The organism is Palleniella intestinalis (genome assembly GCF_013166595.1).
Lineage (GTDB): Bacteria > Bacteroidota > Bacteroidia > Bacteroidales > Bacteroidaceae > Prevotella > Prevotella intestinalis.
The window spans coordinates 138,510-157,768 of sequence record NZ_JABKKG010000006.1; the positions used below are offsets into that span (position 1 = coordinate 138,510).

Below are 19,259 nucleotides of genomic sequence, written 5' to 3' on the forward strand. Positions count from 1 at the left end.
TTTCTGTGTTAGAAATTAACAGCCAATCCGAAATTGACAACACGTGCAGTAACATAAGTGTCGTCAAAACCTCCGTTAAATGAGTACTGCGGGTTGAGACCCTTGCGTGAAGTGCATGTCCACAGGTTCTCTGCACCGAATGTGACTGTAACGCCTTCTATGCCAAGAGGCTTGATAAGGCTTGCCGGCAGATTGTAAGAGAGCGACAGATTCTTGAATATGAAGTATGAAGCACTTGTCAGCCAACGGTCACTCGTATCATTGTTATATGTAGAGAGGTTGAAATCAAGCACAGGAATACCATCAGCAAGGATGCGGTCAGGAGAAGTCTCTGTCATTCCCTCCGGCACACCGTTCCAAGAACCAAGGACATCTACGTGGTTGGCAGTAGCCGAAGAAGCCGAGCTTGTAGACATAAGCGACTGATAAGAACCGTCATAGACCTTACCGCCATGGCTGTAAGTGAAGAGCAGGTTGAGAGACAAATCCTTCCAGCGAAGCTTTGAACCGATGGAACCATACACATTAGGCAGTGCAGAGCCTGCCCACTGCTTCTTGGCGAAAGCAGTCTGGGTTGTGTACTCTGTGCCATTGATAGCCACAAGCGCACCGTTAGCCTCTGCCTTGTCGCGCATGTCAGCGTTAAGAGTGTAAAGCGAGTTACCGGTCATCTGGTCGACACCCTCAAAGTGGTAAGTGTAGAACTCGTAAGCGTCATGTCCCTCAGAATATTGGCGCAGGCCGTTCAGGATATCCTTGCCGCCAGGCAGTTTCTTGATTTTGTTGCTCAGGAATGTAGCGTCAGCAGACAATGTCCAGGTCCAGTCATTAGTCCTGATGACATCACCACTCAGCGAAATCTCGAAACCACGGTTGCTGATTGTTCCTATATTTTTATATTGTGTCATATTCATAGGGTCACCTTCCACAACATAAGGGAATGAGCCCGCAGACAATGGCAGACGCACCTGGAAGAGCAAATCTTTGGAACGCTTGTCAAAATAACCGATGTTGAAATCCAAACGGTCAAAGAGACGTCCCTCGATAGCAAAGTCCAAAGTCTGGGTGGTCTCCCACTTGATGTCGTTAGCAGCAAGGCTCTGCTTGATGTAAGCGCCTTCACCTCCGTTACTGTCGATGGTGTACAGAGCCTGATATCCATAAAGGTCTACACCGGCATCATTGCCCACCTCACCGTAAGAGGCACGCACGCGAAGAGCATCAACCCATTTCACGTCCTTCAGGAAATTCTCCCTCTTAGCATTCCAGTTGAGACCGAAAGAGAAGAAGTTACCCCAACGATTGTCCGGATGGAAACGGGAGCTAGCATCACGACGGAATGAGAAATCTGCATAATATTTCTCATCATAGTTGTACCTCAGGCGAGCAAGATAAGACTCTGTCTTGTACTCGTCATCATACCCCTGCAAGAATGAGTTGTTAAGGAAGTTACCCATCGTAAGATTACCATTGACAGCCATGCCTGTATTCATGCCGTAAGTAAGGCTGCGCTTCCAACTGTAATTCTCATGACCGAGCATGACATCGATATGGTTGACACCATAGTCGTGCTCCCAGTTGAGAAGTTCCTGTGCAGTATAGTAATTGTACTGGTAAGCATAGTTTGTCAGACGTCCATTGTTTGTAGCGCCATCGCCAATCTCAGGGTTGTTGTATTTCTTACGGTTGGTGGTGGAATATGTGCCGTCACCTCTCAATGTAAACGAGAAACCGTAAGGAAGGGTGAATGTTCCAAACACCTGACCATTGAGAACAGAGCGGCGGCGCTTGTCACCGTCCACACCAAGCTCATAAGCAACGTTACGGTTGCTGAGATAAGAGGAGCGTGTGTCATATTGCACATTGCCGGACTCGTCAAGCAGGAAAGAGCCGTCAGCATTGTGCAAGAACAATGGGTAGACAGGAGCCATATAGCGAACTATGTAGAACGGATTTGCATAGGCATTGCCATCAGCATTATCATTGAAGCTATGGTTAGCATAAGTGCCATTGAGGTTGACACCCAGCTTAATCCACTTGTTAGGAGTGAACAAAGTGTTTATACGACCGTTGAAACGCTCGTATCCCACGCCGCGGACATAGCCTTCCTCATCCAAATAGCCTGCAGATGCATATACATTGAATTTCTCGCCTGCCATGCTTCCCGCAACATTGTACTCCTGACGATGGCCGGTACGCTCTATGTCCTTCGCCCAGTCAAGGTCTGTATATCCAGGAAGAATGCTTGCTGTGAGCTTTCCATTATCGTCAAACAACGATGTTGCGCTGCCGTCATAAATGTTGCGCTGCACATAGTCGGTAACAATATGCTGTGTGGCATACTGGCGCGCAGCAGCATCGTCCAAGCCAAGCGAACCGGACATGGCGAAATGCTTCATAGCTGTCCATGAAGCCTCCATCCACTCATTGGCACCGAGACGATCGTATTCTGCAATACCACGTGTGTAGAAACCATGGTTGACCTTGACCGAGATGTTTGGTTTACCATGACCTTTACCCTTCTTTGTAGTGATGAGGATGACACCATTAGCTGCACGGTTACCATAAAGTGCTGCTGAAGACGCATCCTTCAGTATGGACATGTTCTCAATGTCGTTAGGGTTGAGTTCTGCAATGTCTCCCTCGAACACCACACCGTCAACCACATAGAGTGGATCTTGAGCACCGCCGACAAGACTACCGATGCCACGGATGCGAATCTTCGGAGTAGAACCAGGCTCACCGTAAGTGTTGTTGACCTGTATGCCCGGTGCAGAGCCTTCAAGTGCAGCTGTAACAGAGGTGGAAATGCGGTCCTTTATCTTGTCTTCACCCACCACTGACACTGAGCCTGTAATGGACTGGCGCTTGGCTGTACCATAAGCCACAACAACCACTTCGTCAATCGCGCTGGCATCATTCTTAAGCCTGATGAGCATGCGTGAACCGGAAGCAGCCACCTCTATAGTCTCCATACCAACGTATGAAACCCTGAGGACACTCTTTCCTTCAGGCATCTTCAAAGAGAATCTGCCTTCTGCATCTGTCACTGTGCCGACCTGTGTGCCGGAGACCATGACAGTCGCGCCAATCACAGGCTGACCGTCATCTTGTGCCACCACAGTGCCACTAACATCTGTCTGTGCCAGGGCTATCCCTACGCAAAGGAACATGCTGGCAAGAATTAAAGTAAGTTTTCTTTTCATAAATAAAATATTTGTTAAACAATATTGTCTCATGAATGCCACAGACACGACTTCCGGCGTGCCCGAACATGCAGGGCGGTGCGCCGGAGACATCATGTATTTAATAAGGTGCTGCGCTCTGTGGCAAGAGGAGCATGGGATGGTTAAGCGTCTTTTGAGAAATCAAAGATATAAAAGATAATAAAGATGTTAACATGCAGTCCCACTATCAACGAATCTTTATTACCTTTGGAGCATTCCTGAACAGTTACCCTGAAAGAAATACGTGCAACATATTAATTAACCTACAAAAACAACAACATGGTAACCTTTGATTTCTCATTATGCTTTTCTTTCGGAAAGAAAAAGAAATGCCAGACCGAAACACCCACAATCGGTCAGTTCCTTTCATCGGCACACGACATCGTCAGCACCATTTCTGCCACAGTCAGTAACTCCACATTAATCAACTACAACACTGCACTGCGCTCCCTCACGGCCTTCTGCCAAGACAATGTAAGCAACAGGCACATGACAGCCGACACAATGGCTGACTACCAGCAGTGGCTGGCGCAGAAAGGCATACGGCGCAACTCCTCGTCGTGCTACATACGTTCGCTGCGCTCACTGTACCGAAGGGCGTTCCCTGATACCGGAAACCCTTTCACGGGCGTGTTCACAGGCAACGAAAAGACACGCAAACGCGCGCTCAGCGCAACGATGATGGCACAGTTCGCAGCCAACGCACCGCTTCCAACATCCCCACTGCGCCTGTGGTACGACGTATTCCTATTCTCGTTCCTCGGACTCGGCATCCCATTCGCTGACCTCACACGGCTGTCACCTGACAACATCGTTGGGGACAGCATAATCTACTGCCGACGGAAGACATCACAGCGCATCACCGTGCCATTGCTTCCCGAGATGCGTGAGATAATCCTCCGCTACGAAGACACTGCTCCCTGCGGACTGCTCTTCCCCATACTCTCTTCCGTTGACAGCGGATGGCAAGAGTACCATAATTGCCTTACACGCTATAACCGTGCCTTGCACCGCCTCTCTGTCTCCGCCGGACTCCCGGAGGACATCACGTCTTATGTCGCCCGCCATACCTGGGCGTCCCTCGCAAACGCCTCAGGAGTAAGCCTGCACCACATCTCGCAGGCTCTCGGGCACAACAACATCAAGACAACGGAAATATACCTTGCTCGCATTCCTGATGCAGAGATGAGGCGCGACAGTATCACCGTGGCAAACATCGTGGCAGATGCCTTATGCCGCTGAAAGTCTGCACATGGCATACAGATTTCCTCAGGTTGTTTCTTTGACCAAAGACATCAAAGACAGGATGCCTTTGCCATGGCAGAGGCGTCCTTTGCAATTATGAATCACTCAAAAAAACGAAGTGTCATACATTGTCATGCAAAATGTCAACTTTTACCACACAAAAAGCCACCCTTGGCAGAAACAAAAGTAACACTTTGTTTTAAGCACAATGACATCTCACTCCATGGTTGGGAAATAAGCCAAACAGCAAAACTTTTGCTTGCTTATTGCAATGATTTGTGATACTTTCGCATGTTTTTTATAGAAAAACACTAACACTCTGCCATGTACACTTGATTTATGTAAAGAAAAGACTTGTCCGTATCAATTTACAAGCAATATTTAGACAAAAAAGACAACCAATTGTAAAAAAAATGTTAACTTTGCAGTTCGTATTGTAGAGCATCCCATGCTCCTCTTGCCACAGAAGAGCGCAGCACCTTATTAAATACATGATGTCTCCGGCGCACCGCCCTGCATGTTCGGGCACGCCGGAAATCGTGTCTGTGGCATTCATGAGACAATATTGTTTAACAAATATTTTATTTATGAAAAGAAAACTTACTTTAATTCTTGCCAGCATGTTCCTTTGCGTAGGGATAGCCCTGGCACAGACACCGGTCAAGGGTGTTGTCGTTTCCGCTGAGGACAACGAGCCTGTGATTGGCGCAACCGTGAAGGTTGCGGGAAGTCAGACGGGAACAGTCACCGACATGAACGGCGAGTTCTCACTCAACGTTGCCCCAGGCGCACGCCTTGAGGTCTCTTATGTCGGCATGATTACAAAGGCGGTCAAGGCTTCCCAGAACATGAGGATAGCCCTCGAGTCTGACGCACAGGCTATCGACGAGGTCATGGTTGTCGCTTATGGTTCTGCAAAGAAATCAGCATTTACCGGTTCTGCTTCCGTCATCAAATCGGAAGAGTTGGGCAAGCGTCAGGCTTCAGACATCACAAAGACACTTTCCGGCTCCGTTGCAGGTGTGCAGGTGTTGAGCAGCAATGGCCAACCTGGCGTATCATCCAACGTCCGTATCCGTGGTATCGGCTCTATCAATGCCGGCACAAACCCTCTGTATGTCGTTGACGGTGTGCCTTACGACCTGGACTTGTCATCTATCAACACTCAGGACATTGAGTCCATGACTGTCTTGAAGGATGCTGCTGCCGCTGCGCTTTACGGTGCTCGCGGTGCTAATGGTGTGATCCTTATCACTACAAAGAAAGGACAGCGCGGAGAGCCTACTATATCTCTTGATGCCCGTTTGGGTTCTAACTCACGTCAGATTGGCAAATATGACGTAATGGAAGGACCAGCAGAATATTATGAGACACTCTACAAAGCTCGCTACAACCAGGCTTACTACAACCAGAACCTCTCTCCTGAGGCAGCTAACATGGCAGCCAACTCACAATTGTTCTCTGCAACCGGTTATCAGATATATACACTTCCTGCAGGCGAGGGACTCATCGGCATGGACGGTAAAATCAATCCTAACGCCAAACTCGGATATTCTGACGGCCAGTACTACTACACTCCAGATGACTGGACAAAGGGTACTATTGACAATCAGACACGTCAGGAGTACAACCTCGGCATATCAGGTTCAACTGACAAGATGAACTATTATCTCTCAGCAGGTTACCTTGATGACGGTGGTGTTATCGAGAACTCCGGCTTCAAGCGTATATCTTCACGTATCAAGGTTGACTACCAGCTGAAGAAATGGCTGAAAATCGGTACAAACCTCAGCTACAACTACAATAAGAGCAGATACCCTGATGAGCAGACAAATGCAAGCGGTTCAGGAAACGCCTTCCTCCTTGCCAACGAGATTGCGCCTATCTACCCAATGTATGTGCGCAACGCTGATGGCAGCCTCATGTACGACAAGTCAACAGGCAATGTCGTTTATGACTACGGTAACTCTGCGCTCCCTAACCAGACCAACTGTTCACGCAACTGGATGTCTTCATCAAACCCTATGAGTGACCTCATCTACAATACAGAGGAATACCTTATGGACATCTTCAGCACTCGCTGGTTTGCCGAACTGACTCCTATCGAGGGCCTGAAACTGACAGCATCACTCGGTGTTGACATTGACAACACACGTACTCACCTCATAAGCAACAAACTCTATGGACAGTCTGCAAGCTACGGTGGACAAATCATGCAGGAGCACAGACGCACTTCCGGACTTAACCAGCAGTATTTGGCTAATTACCGTCGTGAATTCGGACAGCACCACGCTGACATCCTCCTCGGTTACGAAAGCTATGACTATCGCTACGAGAATTCTTACGCTATCGGTAGCAACTACTATAAGGAGAATGACTTCACTGTCAACAACACGATAGACCAGATTAGAGGTGGCGGTTCTGCAACTGAGTACTCTACACGCGGTATCTTCGGACGTATCAACTATGACTTTGATGAGAAATATTTCGGAAGCGTCTCTTATCGTCGCGATGCTTCTTCACGCTTCCATCCGGACAACCGTTGGGGTGATTTCTGGTCAGCATCAGCTGCATGGGTAATCTCAAAGGAGAAGTTCATGGAGAATGTGAAATGGGTTGACATGTTGAAGTTCAAGGCATCTTACGGCCAGCAGGGCAACGATGACTTGCGTGACACACAAGGTTACAAGAACTACTATCCATACATCGATCAATACCAGGTAACAGGTGCTGACGGTGTGTTCTCTGACGGAACTCTGTACTACAAAGGCAACAAGGATATTACTTGGGAGACTTCCCATTCATTCAACATTGGATTCGACTTCTCGCTCTTGAAGAACAAACTGAGTGGTACAATCGAATACTTCAGCCGCAAGTCAAGCGACATGCTCTACAACAAGCCAGTTGCTTCCTCTAACGGTTACAGCAGCATTCCTATGAATGTCGGTTCAATGAAGAACTATGGTTTGGAAGTTGAGTTGAAATACACTCCTATACAGACAAAGAACCTTACTTGGGACATCTTCGGCAACATCACACAGATTAACAACAAAGTGATAGAGCTCCACCCTGACCTTGGAGGCGAGCTTATCAACGGTTCACGCATCTACCGTGAGGGCGAGTCTATGTACCAGCTTTATCTTGTCAAGTATGCAGGTGTTGACGCAGCAACAGGTAAGCCTCTCTACTGGGCAAAGCCACAGATAGAGGACGAAGAAGGTAACCTTGTCACTGTAGAGGATGGTGAAGAGTATGCAACACCAGACTGGTCAGTGGCATCAGCAACAAACAAGCAGTCAACAGGCAACACAATGCCTAAGGTCTACGGTGGTTTCGGCACATCGGTTGATTTCTATGGTTTCGACTTCTCTATCCAATTCGCTTACCAGATGGGCGGCAAGATTTGGGACTACACTTATCAGGACTTGATGCACAATGGTAACAGCAACGGTGCAGGACGGAACTGGCATAAGGACATTGCAAACGCATGGACTCCTACAAACACAAACACTGACGTTCCACGTTTATGTTCAAGCGATGAGTACACCAATGCGTCAAGCGACCGCTGGCTCATCAGTTCAAACTACCTTGCTTTGAACAACATCACTCTTGGCTACACTCTGCCAAAGTCCCTTCTTTCAGGTGCAGGAATCCAGTCTGTACGCGTTTATTTCGCTGCTGACAACATTGCAGTGTGGGCTGCACGCAAAGGACTTGACCCACGCCAGGGTTACGTTACATCAGAGAATGCCACTTACGGTGCTCTCCGCAGTCTCTCTGCCGGTCTGAAGGTTGTGTTCTAATTTTACAAACAGATAATTCGAAAAAGATATATGAAACAGAAGTTTTTAAAGACAAAGATATCTTTGGTTGCAATGGCATCCATCATGGTGGTTGGATGTAATGACCTGGAAACGGCTCCTATGGGTTCTTATGTCACCTCCGACCAGAAAGAGAATGTTGTTGCACAAAATCCTGAGATGATTTCTGCCAGCGTTGCAGGCATCACCGCCATGTTCAGCCAGTATGGAAAGGCAATCCCGGCTTCATTCGGCCATAATGACATCGGTTATCCATGTATAATGTTGCAGTTTGACTCACGTGGCACAGACCTCGTTTCTACGAATATAGGTTACAACTGGTTCGCTGCCGGAGTGACTTATGAAGACTTGATTTATACAGGTCGTGCAACAGTATTGGCATGGAACACTCTCTACAACCAGATTTACTCAGCTAACCAGGTGGCAGCTGTGATAAACCCGGAAACAGATGATGCCACTTCACAGTTCTATCTGGCACAGGCTCTCGGCATACGTGCTTTCGACTACTTTATGCTTGCTCAGATTTACCAGCAGACATACAAGGGCAACGAGTCAAAACCTTGCGTACCGATCATTACAGACGCTAATGCTGACGAGGCCGCAACAAATGGTTGCGCACGCAGCACTGTGCAGGAGGTTTACGACCAAATCATGTCTGACCTCAACAAAGCAGCTTCACTTCTTGAGGCAAGCGGAATGGAACGCTCTGACAAGCGTTATCTCAGCAAGGAGGTTGTCTATGGACTCCGCGCACGTGTGGAGCTTGTTATGGGCAACTGGGCAGCTGCCATTGACGACGCAGACAAGGCTATTGCAGGCAGTGGAGCACCATACAGCATTGCAGAAGTAAGCACTCCGGGCTTCAACGATATTGACGACCACGCTTGGATGTGGGGAATCCTGATTGCAGAGACAGATCGTGTTGTCACTTCCGGTATTGTGAACTTCCCATCCCACATGGGTTCTCTCAACTATGGCTATGCTTCAGTAGGCGCATGGCGCACAATTAGCAAGAGCCTCTTTGACGAAATTCCTGCCACGGATGTACGTAAAGGCTGGTGGCTCGATGCAAACGGACAATCAGCAAACCTTGACGATAACATGAAGAAACAGGCCGCTGCTTATGGCTGCCCTGCTTACACTCAGATGAAGTACGGTCCTTATCAGGGCGTCATGGCTCAGTCTACAAACGCAAGCGACATCCCTCTCATGCGCGTTGAGGAAATGTATCTCATCAAGGCCGAAGCAGAGGCTATGAACGGAAATCCAGCAGCAGGAGCAGCAACATTGCAGGACTTTGTCAGAACTTACCGTAACCCTGCCTACACATGCAAGGCAGCCACAGCGGAAGGTGTCCAAGAGGCTGTATGGTTGCAGCGTCGTATTGAGCTTTGGGGCGAGGGACTCACTTGGTTTGACATCATGCGCTTGAAGAAAGGTGTTGACCGCCGTGGTGCCGGCTTTGAGCCAAGCTACGTGTTCAACATCCCTGCCGGTGATCCTGCACTGATTTATCGCATCCCTCAGTCAGAGATTGCTGCCAACCCACTTATCAGCGAGGACCAGAACAACCCTTCAGTGTCACTTCCTACACCTGTCACTGACAATTAATAACTTGTAGAACATAATATTTACACTAATTATGACAATACGCAAATTATTCGCAATATTGACCGTTATGGCGGGAATGGTGCTGACATCATGTAATGATGACGGCTACTGGGAACAGGCTGCACCTAACCAAGTAAGTGAAGTCTCATTTGACCAGACAAGCACTAAAGTCAGTGTTCCAATGGCTGACGAGACAACACAGTTCGCTGTCAAACTTACTCGTGGCAATGCTAACGGCACTGTCTCTATCCCTGTAACAATCGAGACAGCTACCCCTGAAGTGCTTAGCGGTGCTGAAAATGTTGAGTTTGCTGATGGTCAGACTACTGCTGACTACATCATCAACGTGACAGATGCTGAGCCTGGTATCACTTATACTGCCAAAATCAAACTTGAAGATAAATATAACACATCGGCAAACAACATTACCACAACTTTCAGCTATAACAAACAGCTGGAGTTCACTCCAATGGGCACTGGCTACCTGATTGACGGTACTGTATCCGCAGCTTTCAATCTTGACAACACTCTGCCTTATGCAGTAGAGATTGAGTTTGCCAAGACAAGTAAGGCGACTATCTATCGTTTCATCGGCCCATGGTCTTATGCTAACCCAGAGGGTAAAAATGATGGTCATGGTTATATCGGTTATGTCTATAACGAGGATGGGGACGGTGACGAGAAAGCTCATTGGTTCGAGATCACATGTACAGGAACTTCTGCTTCCATGGCAATGACTCAGACAGGTATGAATTGGGGCTATGGTGCGTGCAGCATTGGCTCTATCTACGGAAATTTGAGCTCTAACATTCAGGCATACCCTCTCGGCATTTATGACGAGGCAAAGGGTGTCATCACTTTCCCTGCAAACTCCCTTGTGTTTAATATGGCGGACGAAGGTAACTTCATAGCCAAGAATCCAACAATACTCTATCTAAGCCTTGACGCATTCTCGGCTGATAACGAATAAATGTTGGTCATATAATTTCTATATACATGAAAGAGCTGCACCAAACCGGTACAGCTCTTTCATATTATTCATAATGCTGTAAAACAAAAAAAGCCGTATCAGACTCTCTAACAGAGTAATGATACGGCTATTTTATGTACTATCATTTAATATAAAAGTCATTATTAGCGAAGCGCAACGGCTGTACAGCCCTATTCTAACGGCATCAGTTGCCCACCTGAAGCACACCATAAGGGCCTTGGGTACTGCAATGGTAGCGCGTCAGGCCTTTGCCACCGGACTCGCAGTTGCCGCCATTGTTCATGTTGTAACGGCGCTTGCAGACACTGCAGGTGGCAATGCCGTCACCGGACATCGTGAGGGGTTTGGAACGCACTGGCACTGCGTTAGGGTCGAAACAGTTGGGACATTCGCGGTCATAGGCGCAGAACTGGCCGTCCATCAGTGTGCCGAAGCCGACGATAAGCCCGCCGTTCATCCCGAGAACACGTGAGCGGCGGTCGTCCTCTGCGGTATAGCGCTTTGTCGAGGATTGCCCGCTGTTGTTCTTGAAAGTGAACTCCTTGCGCGCCTCATTGTTGGTTATCATGCAGAACACTCCCGGTGACATCCGGTTCATGGCAGAGGCGAGCGTCTCATCCAAATGGATGGCATTGTCTATGATAAGGAAACACGGCTGGCTTGTGTATGTGTTGTCACCGCTGCACCCTATCATGGAAAGCGCCACAAGGCACAGGCTATACAGCCAAGAGTTTCCTTTCCGCATCGTCAACACGTTCAAAGTTAAACTCCTTCAGTATGGATTCCATCAGCGACTGTATCCTGTCGTTGCAGAGATTGCCGATAGAACCCTCGTGAGTGTGCCGGATGTCCTTGTCAGGCGTGAAGTTCCCGGCCTCGATGTCCAGTCCCACCTTGCGGTAAGCGTCACGGAACGGCATGCCCTCGACAGCAAGACGGTTAACCTCCTCTACGGAGAAGATGGCATCATACATAGGATTGTCAAGGATGTCCGTCCTCACCTCCATACGGTTGATTATGTAAGCCGCCATTGACAGGCAGTCCTTCAAGTTCTCGAAGGCAGGGAGAAACACCTCCTTGATTATCTGAAGGTCACGGAAATATCCGCAAGGCAGATTGTTCATGATGAGCGTCACCTGCTGTGGAAGCCCTTGCAGCTTGTTGCATTTTGCACGTATAAGCTCAAAGACATCCGGATTCTTCTTGTGCGGCATTATGGAAGAGCCAGTCGTGCACTCTTTAGGGAGCTTCACGAAGGAGAAATTCTGTGAATTGAACATGCACGCATCAAACGCCATTTTAGCCACTGTCCCTGCCACACTCGCCATTGCCATTGCCACGTTGCGCTCCATTTTGCCGCGTCCCATCTGTGCATAGACCACATTATAGTTCATCGTGTCGAAGCCGAGGAGGTCGGTTGTCATCTGCCTGTTCAGCGGGAACGACGAGCCATAGCCGGCAGCAGAGCCGAGCGGATTGCGGTTTGTCATGCGGTAGGCTGCCTGCAGGAAGAGCATATCGTCGGTAAGCGACTCGGCATAAGCGCCGAACCACAGTCCGAAGGATGACGGCATGGCGATCTGCAGGTGTGTATAGCCCGGCATAAGCACGTCCTTGTACTCCTCCGACTTTGCCAAAAGCTCATCAAAGAGAGACTTTGTCTCCTCCACAATGCTGCGGAGAGCGGCACGTGTGAACAGTTTCAGGTCCACAAGCACCTGGTCGTTGCGTGAGCGTCCGCTATGTATTTTCTTGCCCATGTCTCCCAAAGCGCGTGTGAGCATAAGTTCCACTTGTGAGTGGACATCCTCGATGTCGTCCTCGATGACGAACTCTCCCCTCTCGCAGACGTCATAGATGGCACGCAGTTCGTGCAGTAGTTGCGGCAGTTCTTCGTCACCGATGAGTCCGATACTGTTAAGCATGGTGATGTGCGCCATAGAGCCGAGCACATCGTACTTTGCGAGATAGAGGTCCATTTCGCGGTCTCTGCCCACGGTGAAGCGTTCTATCTCCTTGTTTATCTCAAATCCCTTGCTCCAAAGTTTCATAAGAAATCGTGGTATTAATTGTTAACCATAAAGCAGAAAAATCCATGCTCAATGCACCGCAAAGCGGTGTTTTTTTGTTAACCCCGTATGCCGTTTATCGGCATGCGGGGTACAACGTAAAGTGTAAAACAGCACCGTAAGACGGTGCCTCACACTGAGTTTTTCACTTTGCATGGACTTCCATGAGGCACCGTCTTACGGTGCTATTGAAGAATTGCCCTACCACCCCGCATGTCGCTCTGCTCCATACGGGGTTAACAAGAATGCACCGCCTCGCGGTGCTCCTTCGTTACTGGAGTTGCATCCACTATATAGTCACTACTGTTTTTCTATAATTTACATCATCTGATAAGGCAGACCGGCAAGCATATCCGCCATTTGGTCGATGCCCTTCGCCAGTTTCTTGCCAATCATCATCTTCATCATCATATTGAGGTCAGCCTTCAAGGTGAGCCTCATCTTTGAGCCGCCGGCACTCACAGGGAGCACCTGAATCCACAGATTCGCGTCAAGCGGCGCACCGACAGCCTCCAGTTTGATGCAGCGGTTCTCCTCACGCTCGACAATACGTAGCTCCATCAAGCCAATCATCGGCACAGGAAAAGAGATGCTGTCACCGGTAAGTTCCACTTCTTTCAGTTTCTCCAGCTGCGCCGGGTCCTGTCCCGCCTCCTTCAGTTTCTCCGCAATCATCGGGTTGTTGGCGGCATTTTCAAGGATAGGGCGGAAAGTCTCAAGGTTCGAGAGCTTGCTATACACCTGTTCCACAGTGCATTGTGGCAGGAATTTTACTTCACTTTCGTATTTTGCCATAAGTTGGTTGTGGGTTTTGGATTGTGGGTTTTAGGTTGTGTTTTGTGGGGCAATATTGTCAATACTGACAGCACTGTCAATATTGCCCATAACCTAAAACCTGAATATTTAGTCCTGCATCCATGTTGAAGGCGACTTTCTCCATGTTGAGAGCACCTCGAGGTCAGACTCCCTGATGTAGCCTGTCTTGGCAGCGATGGCAGTGGTGTGCTCATAGTCGGAGAGCGTTATGAGGCGCACATCGGCAGCCTTGAAAGCCTCCTCCGCCTGTGGGAAGCCATAGGTGTAGGACGCTACCATGCCCACTACCTCAAACCCTGCGGCGCGAAGAGCCTCGACAGCCTTCAGAGAAGAGCCTCCTGTGGAGATAAGATCCTCAACGACAACGACTTTGGCACCCTCCGGCAGCGTTCCCTCGATAAGGTTTCCCATGCCGTGGTCCTTCGGTTTTGAGCGCACATAGCAGAAAGGCTTGCCAAGTTCCTCGGCAACCAGCGCGCCCTGTGCTATCGCTCCTGTCGCCACACCTGCAACGGCTGTCGCCTCAGGGAACTCGCTGTTGATGAGGTGGCACAGCTCCTGCTTCACGAAGCTGCGTACCTCAGGGTAAGCAAGCGTCTTGCGGTTGTCGGTGTAGATAGGTGATTTCCAGCCCGATGCCCATGTGAACGGGTTCTGTGGCTGCAACTTGATAGCGTTGATTGCGAGCAGTTTTGCTGCGAATGCGTTTTTTATTGATTCCATGTGTTGTATGTTTTTATTGTTTTACGTTTCCATGTATGCGCCTTTCGCGCGCTATTTTCAATAATGTCCGATGTTTTCTGCAAAGGTAGTTATTATTTTTGATATTGCAGCATTTTTCACTTTTTTTGTGGTTTTGTGAGCATCTGCAAAACAAAAGGTTACCTTTCGCATGGTAAAGTGTAACACTTCGCACGACAAAGTGTTACCTTTGGGCAGGCAAAGTGTTACCTTTTGTATTTCACTGATTTACAGTAGTTTTACAAACCATAATACAATAAAACGCTGATGACAGTCTTTCACCTCTGCGTCTGGCAGAAAGCGAGGACACTTATTCTAATGCCGGGGATGTCCCTCAACGTCTCAAGGCACGCCCTGACGGTCGCTCCTGTGGTGATTATGTCGTCGATGAGCACGACATGGCGGTCAGTCAGGCATCCGATGTCACCCAAAAGGAAACCACTGTCATTGCCTGTTTTCCGGTGATGCGCCGTGGATGCCTGGCTGACAGCATACTCCCGGCGGGTGAACACATCCGTGACTATGGGCAGCCCGGTGACCTCGCTTATGCCGAGGCATAGCTCCTCGCTCTGGTTGAAACCGCGCTTCTTCCGCCGCGACGGCGTCACCGGCACAGGCAGAAGCACCTCGCCCTCGGCAAGAATCCGTGCCGGCACGTCCTCCAGCGCCATGAGTTGTCCGGCATAACGGCAGAGTTCGGCATCGGGATGGCTGTACTTCATGCGCAAGATGATGCTATGTGCCATATCGTCAGGGACATACTGAAACGCAACCGCCACACTCTCCACGGGGAAAATGTCCCAAAACCGGCGCGCAAGTCTGCTGTCGCGAGGGTCGGTGTGTGGTGACGGGCGCGCCATTCCGGCAACGCAGCCGAGGCAGACATGCCTCTCGGTAGGCATAAGCCGTCCGCCGCAGCAAAGGCATGTGCGTGGGAAGATTGCGTCTTTTATGCTTCGGAGGTTCATTGGGGATTGGTTTTGGTTAGGATTGACAGTATTGTCAGTTATGTCAGAATTGTCTGATTGACAGTGTTGACAATACTGACAATTGTGTCAACACTGTCGGCTTTCCGCCTTAAATTATCTTAATCTTTCGCCGGCAGGCGGTGTTTTGTCTCGATTAATTGCTAATTTTGTGAGACGATGACTTATCAGGAAATCATACGACGGTTGCTGCCTGTCTGCGGACAAGGCGAGGCGCGGGCAGTGGCAAGGCTCGTGCTGGAGGAGCATTTCGGGCTTTCGCTGACGGACATTGCCTTGGGCAAAGTTAATGATTTTAGCCGAGAAGACCTTGAAGAGCTCGAAAAAATTATGGTTCGTTTAGAAAACCATGAGCCTGTCCAGTATGTCCTGGGGCGGGAATGGTTCTGCGGCAACAGTTTTCGGGTAGCCCCGGGAGTGCTTATCCCTCGTCCCGAGACGGAGCTTCTTGTGGACAAATGCGGCGTGGCAGACAGCGGTTGCCGTGTCCTTGACATAGGCACCGGCTCCGGATGCATAGCCATAAGCATCGCACTGCGCCACCGCTGCCATGTGGAAGCCATGGACATCAGCGAGGAAGCGCTGGCTGTCGCACGGGAAAACGCCACAAGCCTTGGCGCAAAGGTCGCCTTCCGCAAGGCTGACATACTGCAATGGCGTGAATGGCATGCACTTCCCGCAGCGGAGAAATACGACATAATCGTCTCCAATCCGCCATACATCTGCCGTAAAGAAGCCGCGGAAATGGAGCGCAATGTCCTCGACCACGAGCCGGAAACAGCTTTGTTTGTGCCGGACAATGACCCTCTGCTCTTCTACCGCACTATCGCTGAATTTGGCAGGGAGGCACTTGCCGAGGGCGGAAGGATAGCCTTTGAAATCAACCGCGCCTATGGCAGCGAGATGTGCAGTATGCTTTCCGCACTCGGATACCACGACGCGAAAGTCATCGACGACCGGTTTGGAAACCCAAGGATTGTATTATGCAGAAGATAGACGAAAAGGAAGCCCTTCAGCGGCTGACGCTCCTTTGCTCGCAAAGTGAGCATTGCGAGAGCGAGATGCTGGAGAAAATGCGCCGTTGGGAGATACCCGACGATGCCCGGGCACGCATCATGGCGACGCTCATCGAGGAGCGTTATATCGATCACGACCGTTATTGCCGCGGCCTTATCCATGACAAAATGGAGTACAACCATTGGGGCCGACGCAAGATTGAGCAGGCTTTGTGGATGAAAGGCATAGAGAAAAGCATCTCCACACCGCTGTTTGACGAGATTGACGAGGACAGATGGACGGACATCCTGCGTCCGCTGATCAGGCAAAAACGCAAGTCCGTGAAGGGCAGAAACGACTACGAGATAAACCAAAAGCTGCTCCGCTTTGCCTTAGGCAGGGGCTTTTCCTTCGCCGAAGCGAGGGAGTGCATCGGCGATGTGGACGATGTGGAGGAGGATTGGTGAGAATTGTTAGTTAACTCGAATTATTCGAATTAACCGATTCACTCGACTTAACCGAATCATTCGAATAATTCGAGTGAACCAACAACCTCCAAAAAACACAACCAAAAACACTAAGAAATGATAGCATTACTGTTTCTTTTACTGCTTATCCCTGACATATATATATGGTATATGTTCCTGCGCGGCACACATTGGGCGTGGCAAGCGGCATTCTTTGTGCCGGTCATCGCCACGATTCTGTGCATGGTGCTTGTGCAGACACCGCTGTATCAGGCATGGATGTTCCGCGTGGGCATGATGCTTATGCTCATATTCACCGTCCCAAAACTGCTGTTCATGCTCCTTTCGCTCATAGGACTTGCGGCACGCCCGCTGCTGCCTGTGGCATGGCAGGTGATGAACGGTGCCGGTGCGGTTGTCGGAACAATAATGGTGGGCATCGTGATGTATGGCATGCTGTTCGGCTGGCGACGCCTTACGGTCAATGAAGTGGAACTCTCGTTCAAGGACTTGCCAGCAGGTTTTGACGGCTACCGTATCGCGCTGATGTCCGACATGCACATCGAAACCTACGGAAGTGCGCCGGAATTCGTGGAGAAGATTGTCCGCGAAGTGAACCAAAGGCAACCGGACATGATTTGTTTCGTTGGCGATCTTGTCAACAGCAGCCCAAGGGAGCTTGACGGTTTTATGGACATTTTTCCACAGTTGAAGGCTAAGGACGGTGTGTTTTCTGTCATGGGAAACCATGATTACTGCACCTACACCAGGGACAAGAGCGCGGAAGCCATACGCAAGTCTGTCCGCGACCTGCAGGAACGTGAGCGCAGGTTCGGGTGGCAGTTGCTGAACAATGACAACAGGACTATACACCATAACGGTGATTCCATACTCCTTGCCGGTGTGGAGAACTCCAGCCGTCCGCCGTTCCCTGACTATGGGGACTTGCGGAAAGCACTATCGACAGGCAGAAAAGCATCATCGGCGAGCAAGAATGGCAGTCTGTTCACCATACTTCTCAGCCATGACCCAACCCACTGGCGGCGCAACGTGCTGCCGGAGACGAGTGTGCAGCTGCAACTTTCGGGACATACGCACTCCACACAGTTCAAACTCTTCGGGTGGACTCCTGCATCCCTTATCTACGATGAGTACGCCGGACTGTACGAAGAAGCCGGTCGCAAGCTATTTGTCTGCACCGGAACAGGCGGAAACCTACCCTTCCGCTTCGGCGTTTGGCCCGAAATCGTGGTCATAACACTGAGGAAAGGGTAAAGACGGACATACTCTTTCATACACTAACCATATAAACATCTAATTATGTACATTACCATTTTTATCATCATTTTGGCAGCATTCTGCCTTTTTATCTTCCTGAAAAACAAGAAGGAAACCATTAAAACGAGTGAAGAACAGTCTTATGTCCCTTCCGAAAAGAAGGAAGAATCGGAGATTAAGCAAGAAACAGAGGATGACTGTCTGAGTGATGATGACAAATACAAAGAGATTGTATCACTCCTTGAAGGTTGCCGTTGCAGACCTCTTTCGCCGGACTTGACACAGCAGGAACTGAAGGAATTGTGGCAGAATGAATACCAAAGAGGCAGGAAAGAAGGGTTCTGCCCTATCCTGCTGGAGATAAACGACAATTTCTTTGACAGCCTTTCGACACCATCATGCCTGACAGAGAAAGAGGAATTCGCCGCATGGAGACAGCAGATGCTTGACAATCCGGTAAAGGACGGTAAGGCTTTGCTTGCGGAAAGACTTGAAGAAGAGCGTGCACTCTTTGAAGAAAACGACGAAGATGCCGACTGGGAAGAGGTGATGGTCGGGACATCCGAAGGGGCGGAAGCATCCACAGCGTTCGATTTCTATGGCAATGACATCCTGCTTGTGGAGGTTCCGGTAAAGAATCCGTGGCAAATCTTCGCCTATCTCCCTATGGGCGGTTGGAACGAATGCCCTGATGCGGAGGAGCAAATGGCTGTCGCAAAATACTGGTTCGAGAAGTATGGCGCTGTGGTTGCCGCCATGTCGTCCGACACAATAGGATATGTCCTCCCACAACCTGTCACAAAAGACACACTGGAACTAGCCGAAGAGCAGTTCGCTTACTGTCCAGACATTATCGACCAAGGCTACGGCAGCCTTGCGACACTTGCCGATGCCGACAAGGAATCGACAGTATGGAACTTCTGGTGGGACTAAGATTTCCACCGGAATGTTTGGCATAAAGGAAAGATTTCATTAACTTTGCCGGAACAAAAAGGCAGAAAGGCCGGAACA

Annotated in this window: 14 protein-coding genes; 8 read left to right on the top strand and 6 right to left on the bottom strand. The window is 49.5% G+C overall.

The window, feature by feature from the left end:
* Positions 1 to 8 precede the first annotated feature (8 nt).
* The gene (locus HPS57_RS09820; RefSeq protein WP_172182633.1) at positions 9 to 3,206 is read right to left on the bottom strand and encodes a SusC/RagA family TonB-linked outer membrane protein; all 3,198 of its coding nucleotides are present in this window, start codon (positions 3,204 to 3,206) and stop codon (positions 9 to 11) included.
* Between the two features lie 300 nt (positions 3,207 to 3,506).
* Between HPS57_RS09820 and HPS57_RS09825 the strand changes: the two genes are divergently transcribed.
* The 4 genes from HPS57_RS09825 to HPS57_RS09840 all read left to right on the top strand — a co-directional run bounded on the left by HPS57_RS09825 (position 3,507) and on the right by HPS57_RS09840 (position 10,874).
* Positions 3,507 to 4,469 (top strand): tyrosine-type recombinase/integrase, encoded by a 963-nt coding sequence (locus HPS57_RS09825; protein WP_172182635.1) that lies wholly within the window; start codon positions 3,507 to 3,509, stop codon positions 4,467 to 4,469.
* Positions 4,470 to 5,059: 590 nt separating this feature from the next.
* Complete coding sequence (locus HPS57_RS09830) at positions 5,060 to 8,275, top strand: SusC/RagA family TonB-linked outer membrane protein (RefSeq protein WP_172182637.1); 3,216 nt, start codon at positions 5,060 to 5,062, stop codon at positions 8,273 to 8,275.
* A 30-nt stretch (positions 8,276 to 8,305) separates the two neighbouring features.
* On the top strand, positions 8,306 to 9,904 hold the full coding sequence (locus tag HPS57_RS09835) for a RagB/SusD family nutrient uptake outer membrane protein (RefSeq protein WP_172182639.1): 1,599 nt from the start codon (positions 8,306 to 8,308) through the stop codon (positions 9,902 to 9,904).
* A gap of 31 nt (positions 9,905 to 9,935) precedes the next feature.
* A complete protein-coding gene (locus HPS57_RS09840; RefSeq protein WP_172182641.1) occupies positions 9,936 to 10,874 on the top strand; it encodes a COG1361 family protein in 939 nt (312 codons plus the stop codon).
* A gap of 205 nt (positions 10,875 to 11,079) precedes the next feature.
* On the opposite strand, the gene HPS57_RS09845 is transcribed toward HPS57_RS09840, so the two are convergent.
* The 5 genes from HPS57_RS09845 to HPS57_RS09865 form a co-directional block, all read right to left on the bottom strand.
* A complete protein-coding gene (locus tag HPS57_RS09845) occupies positions 11,080 to 11,640 on the bottom strand; it encodes a hypothetical protein (RefSeq protein ID WP_172182643.1) in 561 nt (186 codons plus the stop codon).
* The gene (argH, locus tag HPS57_RS09850) at positions 11,612 to 12,946 is read right to left on the bottom strand and encodes an argininosuccinate lyase (protein WP_172182645.1); all 1,335 of its coding nucleotides are present in this window, start codon (positions 12,944 to 12,946) and stop codon (positions 11,612 to 11,614) included. Before argH ends, HPS57_RS09845 begins: the two co-directional genes overlap by 29 nt.
* A gap of 336 nt (positions 12,947 to 13,282) precedes the next feature.
* Positions 13,283 to 13,759 (bottom strand): SRPBCC family protein, encoded by a 477-nt coding sequence (locus tag HPS57_RS09855; RefSeq protein ID WP_172182647.1) that lies wholly within the window; start codon positions 13,757 to 13,759, stop codon positions 13,283 to 13,285.
* 108 nt (positions 13,760 to 13,867) lie between these two features.
* Entirely contained in the window at positions 13,868 to 14,503 is a 636-nt protein-coding gene (gene pyrE / locus HPS57_RS09860) for an orotate phosphoribosyltransferase (protein ID WP_172182649.1), read from the bottom strand.
* Positions 14,504 to 14,799: 296 nt separating this feature from the next.
* Positions 14,800 to 15,489 (bottom strand): ComF family protein, encoded by a 690-nt coding sequence (locus HPS57_RS09865; protein ID WP_172182651.1) that lies wholly within the window; start codon positions 15,487 to 15,489, stop codon positions 14,800 to 14,802.
* Positions 15,490 to 15,666: 177 nt separating this feature from the next.
* Between HPS57_RS09865 and prmC the strand changes: the two genes are divergently transcribed.
* From prmC to HPS57_RS09885, 4 genes are all read left to right on the top strand, one after another.
* Positions 15,667 to 16,503 carry a peptide chain release factor N(5)-glutamine methyltransferase gene (prmC, locus tag HPS57_RS09870; RefSeq protein ID WP_172182653.1) on the top strand — a complete coding sequence of 279 codons (837 nt, stop codon included), beginning with the start codon at positions 15,667 to 15,669 and terminating at the stop codon, positions 16,501 to 16,503.
* Entirely contained in the window at positions 16,491 to 16,970 is a 480-nt protein-coding gene (locus tag HPS57_RS09875; RefSeq protein ID WP_216653399.1) for a regulatory protein RecX, read from the top strand. Before prmC ends, HPS57_RS09875 begins: the two co-directional genes overlap by 13 nt.
* Positions 16,971 to 17,087: 117 nt before the next feature.
* Entirely contained in the window at positions 17,088 to 18,245 is a 1,158-nt protein-coding gene (locus HPS57_RS09880) for a metallophosphoesterase (RefSeq protein ID WP_172182655.1), read from the top strand.
* A gap of 45 nt (positions 18,246 to 18,290) precedes the next feature.
* Positions 18,291 to 19,181, top strand: coding sequence for a DUF4253 domain-containing protein (locus tag HPS57_RS09885; protein ID WP_172182657.1), 891 nt, complete (start codon positions 18,291 to 18,293; stop codon positions 19,179 to 19,181).
* The last annotated feature ends 78 nt before the right edge of the window (positions 19,182 to 19,259 follow it).

Bases quoted from the DNA above. Each gene is read 5' to 3' on its own strand.
- HPS57_RS09840 (WP_172182641.1), top strand. From the start codon at position 9,936: ATGACAATACGCAAATTATTCGCAATATTGACCGTTATGGCGGGAATG.
- HPS57_RS09835 (WP_172182639.1), top strand. From the start codon at position 8,306: ATGAAACAGAAGTTTTTAAAGACAAAGATATCTTTGGTTGCAATGGCA.
- pyrE (WP_172182649.1), bottom strand. From the start codon at position 14,503: ATGGAATCAATAAAAAACGCATTCGCAGCAAAACTGCTCGCAATCAAC.
- HPS57_RS09875 (WP_216653399.1), top strand. From the start codon at position 16,491: ATGCAGAAGATAGACGAAAAGGAAGCCCTTCAGCGGCTGACGCTCCTT.
- prmC (WP_172182653.1), top strand. From the start codon at position 15,667: ATGACTTATCAGGAAATCATACGACGGTTGCTGCCTGTCTGCGGACAA.
- HPS57_RS09825 (WP_172182635.1), top strand. From the start codon at position 3,507: ATGGTAACCTTTGATTTCTCATTATGCTTTTCTTTCGGAAAGAAAAAG.
- HPS57_RS09820 (WP_172182633.1), bottom strand. From the start codon at position 3,206: ATGAAAAGAAAACTTACTTTAATTCTTGCCAGCATGTTCCTTTGCGTA.
- HPS57_RS09845 (WP_172182643.1), bottom strand. From the start codon at position 11,640: ATGCGGAAAGGAAACTCTTGGCTGTATAGCCTGTGCCTTGTGGCGCTT.
- argH (WP_172182645.1), bottom strand. From the start codon at position 12,946: ATGAAACTTTGGAGCAAGGGATTTGAGATAAACAAGGAGATAGAACGC.
- HPS57_RS09865 (WP_172182651.1), bottom strand. From the start codon at position 15,489: ATGAACCTCCGAAGCATAAAAGACGCAATCTTCCCACGCACATGCCTT.
- HPS57_RS09830 (WP_172182637.1), top strand. From the start codon at position 5,060: ATGAAAAGAAAACTTACTTTAATTCTTGCCAGCATGTTCCTTTGCGTA.
- HPS57_RS09855 (WP_172182647.1), bottom strand. From the start codon at position 13,759: ATGGCAAAATACGAAAGTGAAGTAAAATTCCTGCCACAATGCACTGTG.
- HPS57_RS09885 (WP_172182657.1), top strand. From the start codon at position 18,291: ATGTACATTACCATTTTTATCATCATTTTGGCAGCATTCTGCCTTTTT.
- HPS57_RS09880 (WP_172182655.1), top strand. From the start codon at position 17,088: ATGATAGCATTACTGTTTCTTTTACTGCTTATCCCTGACATATATATA.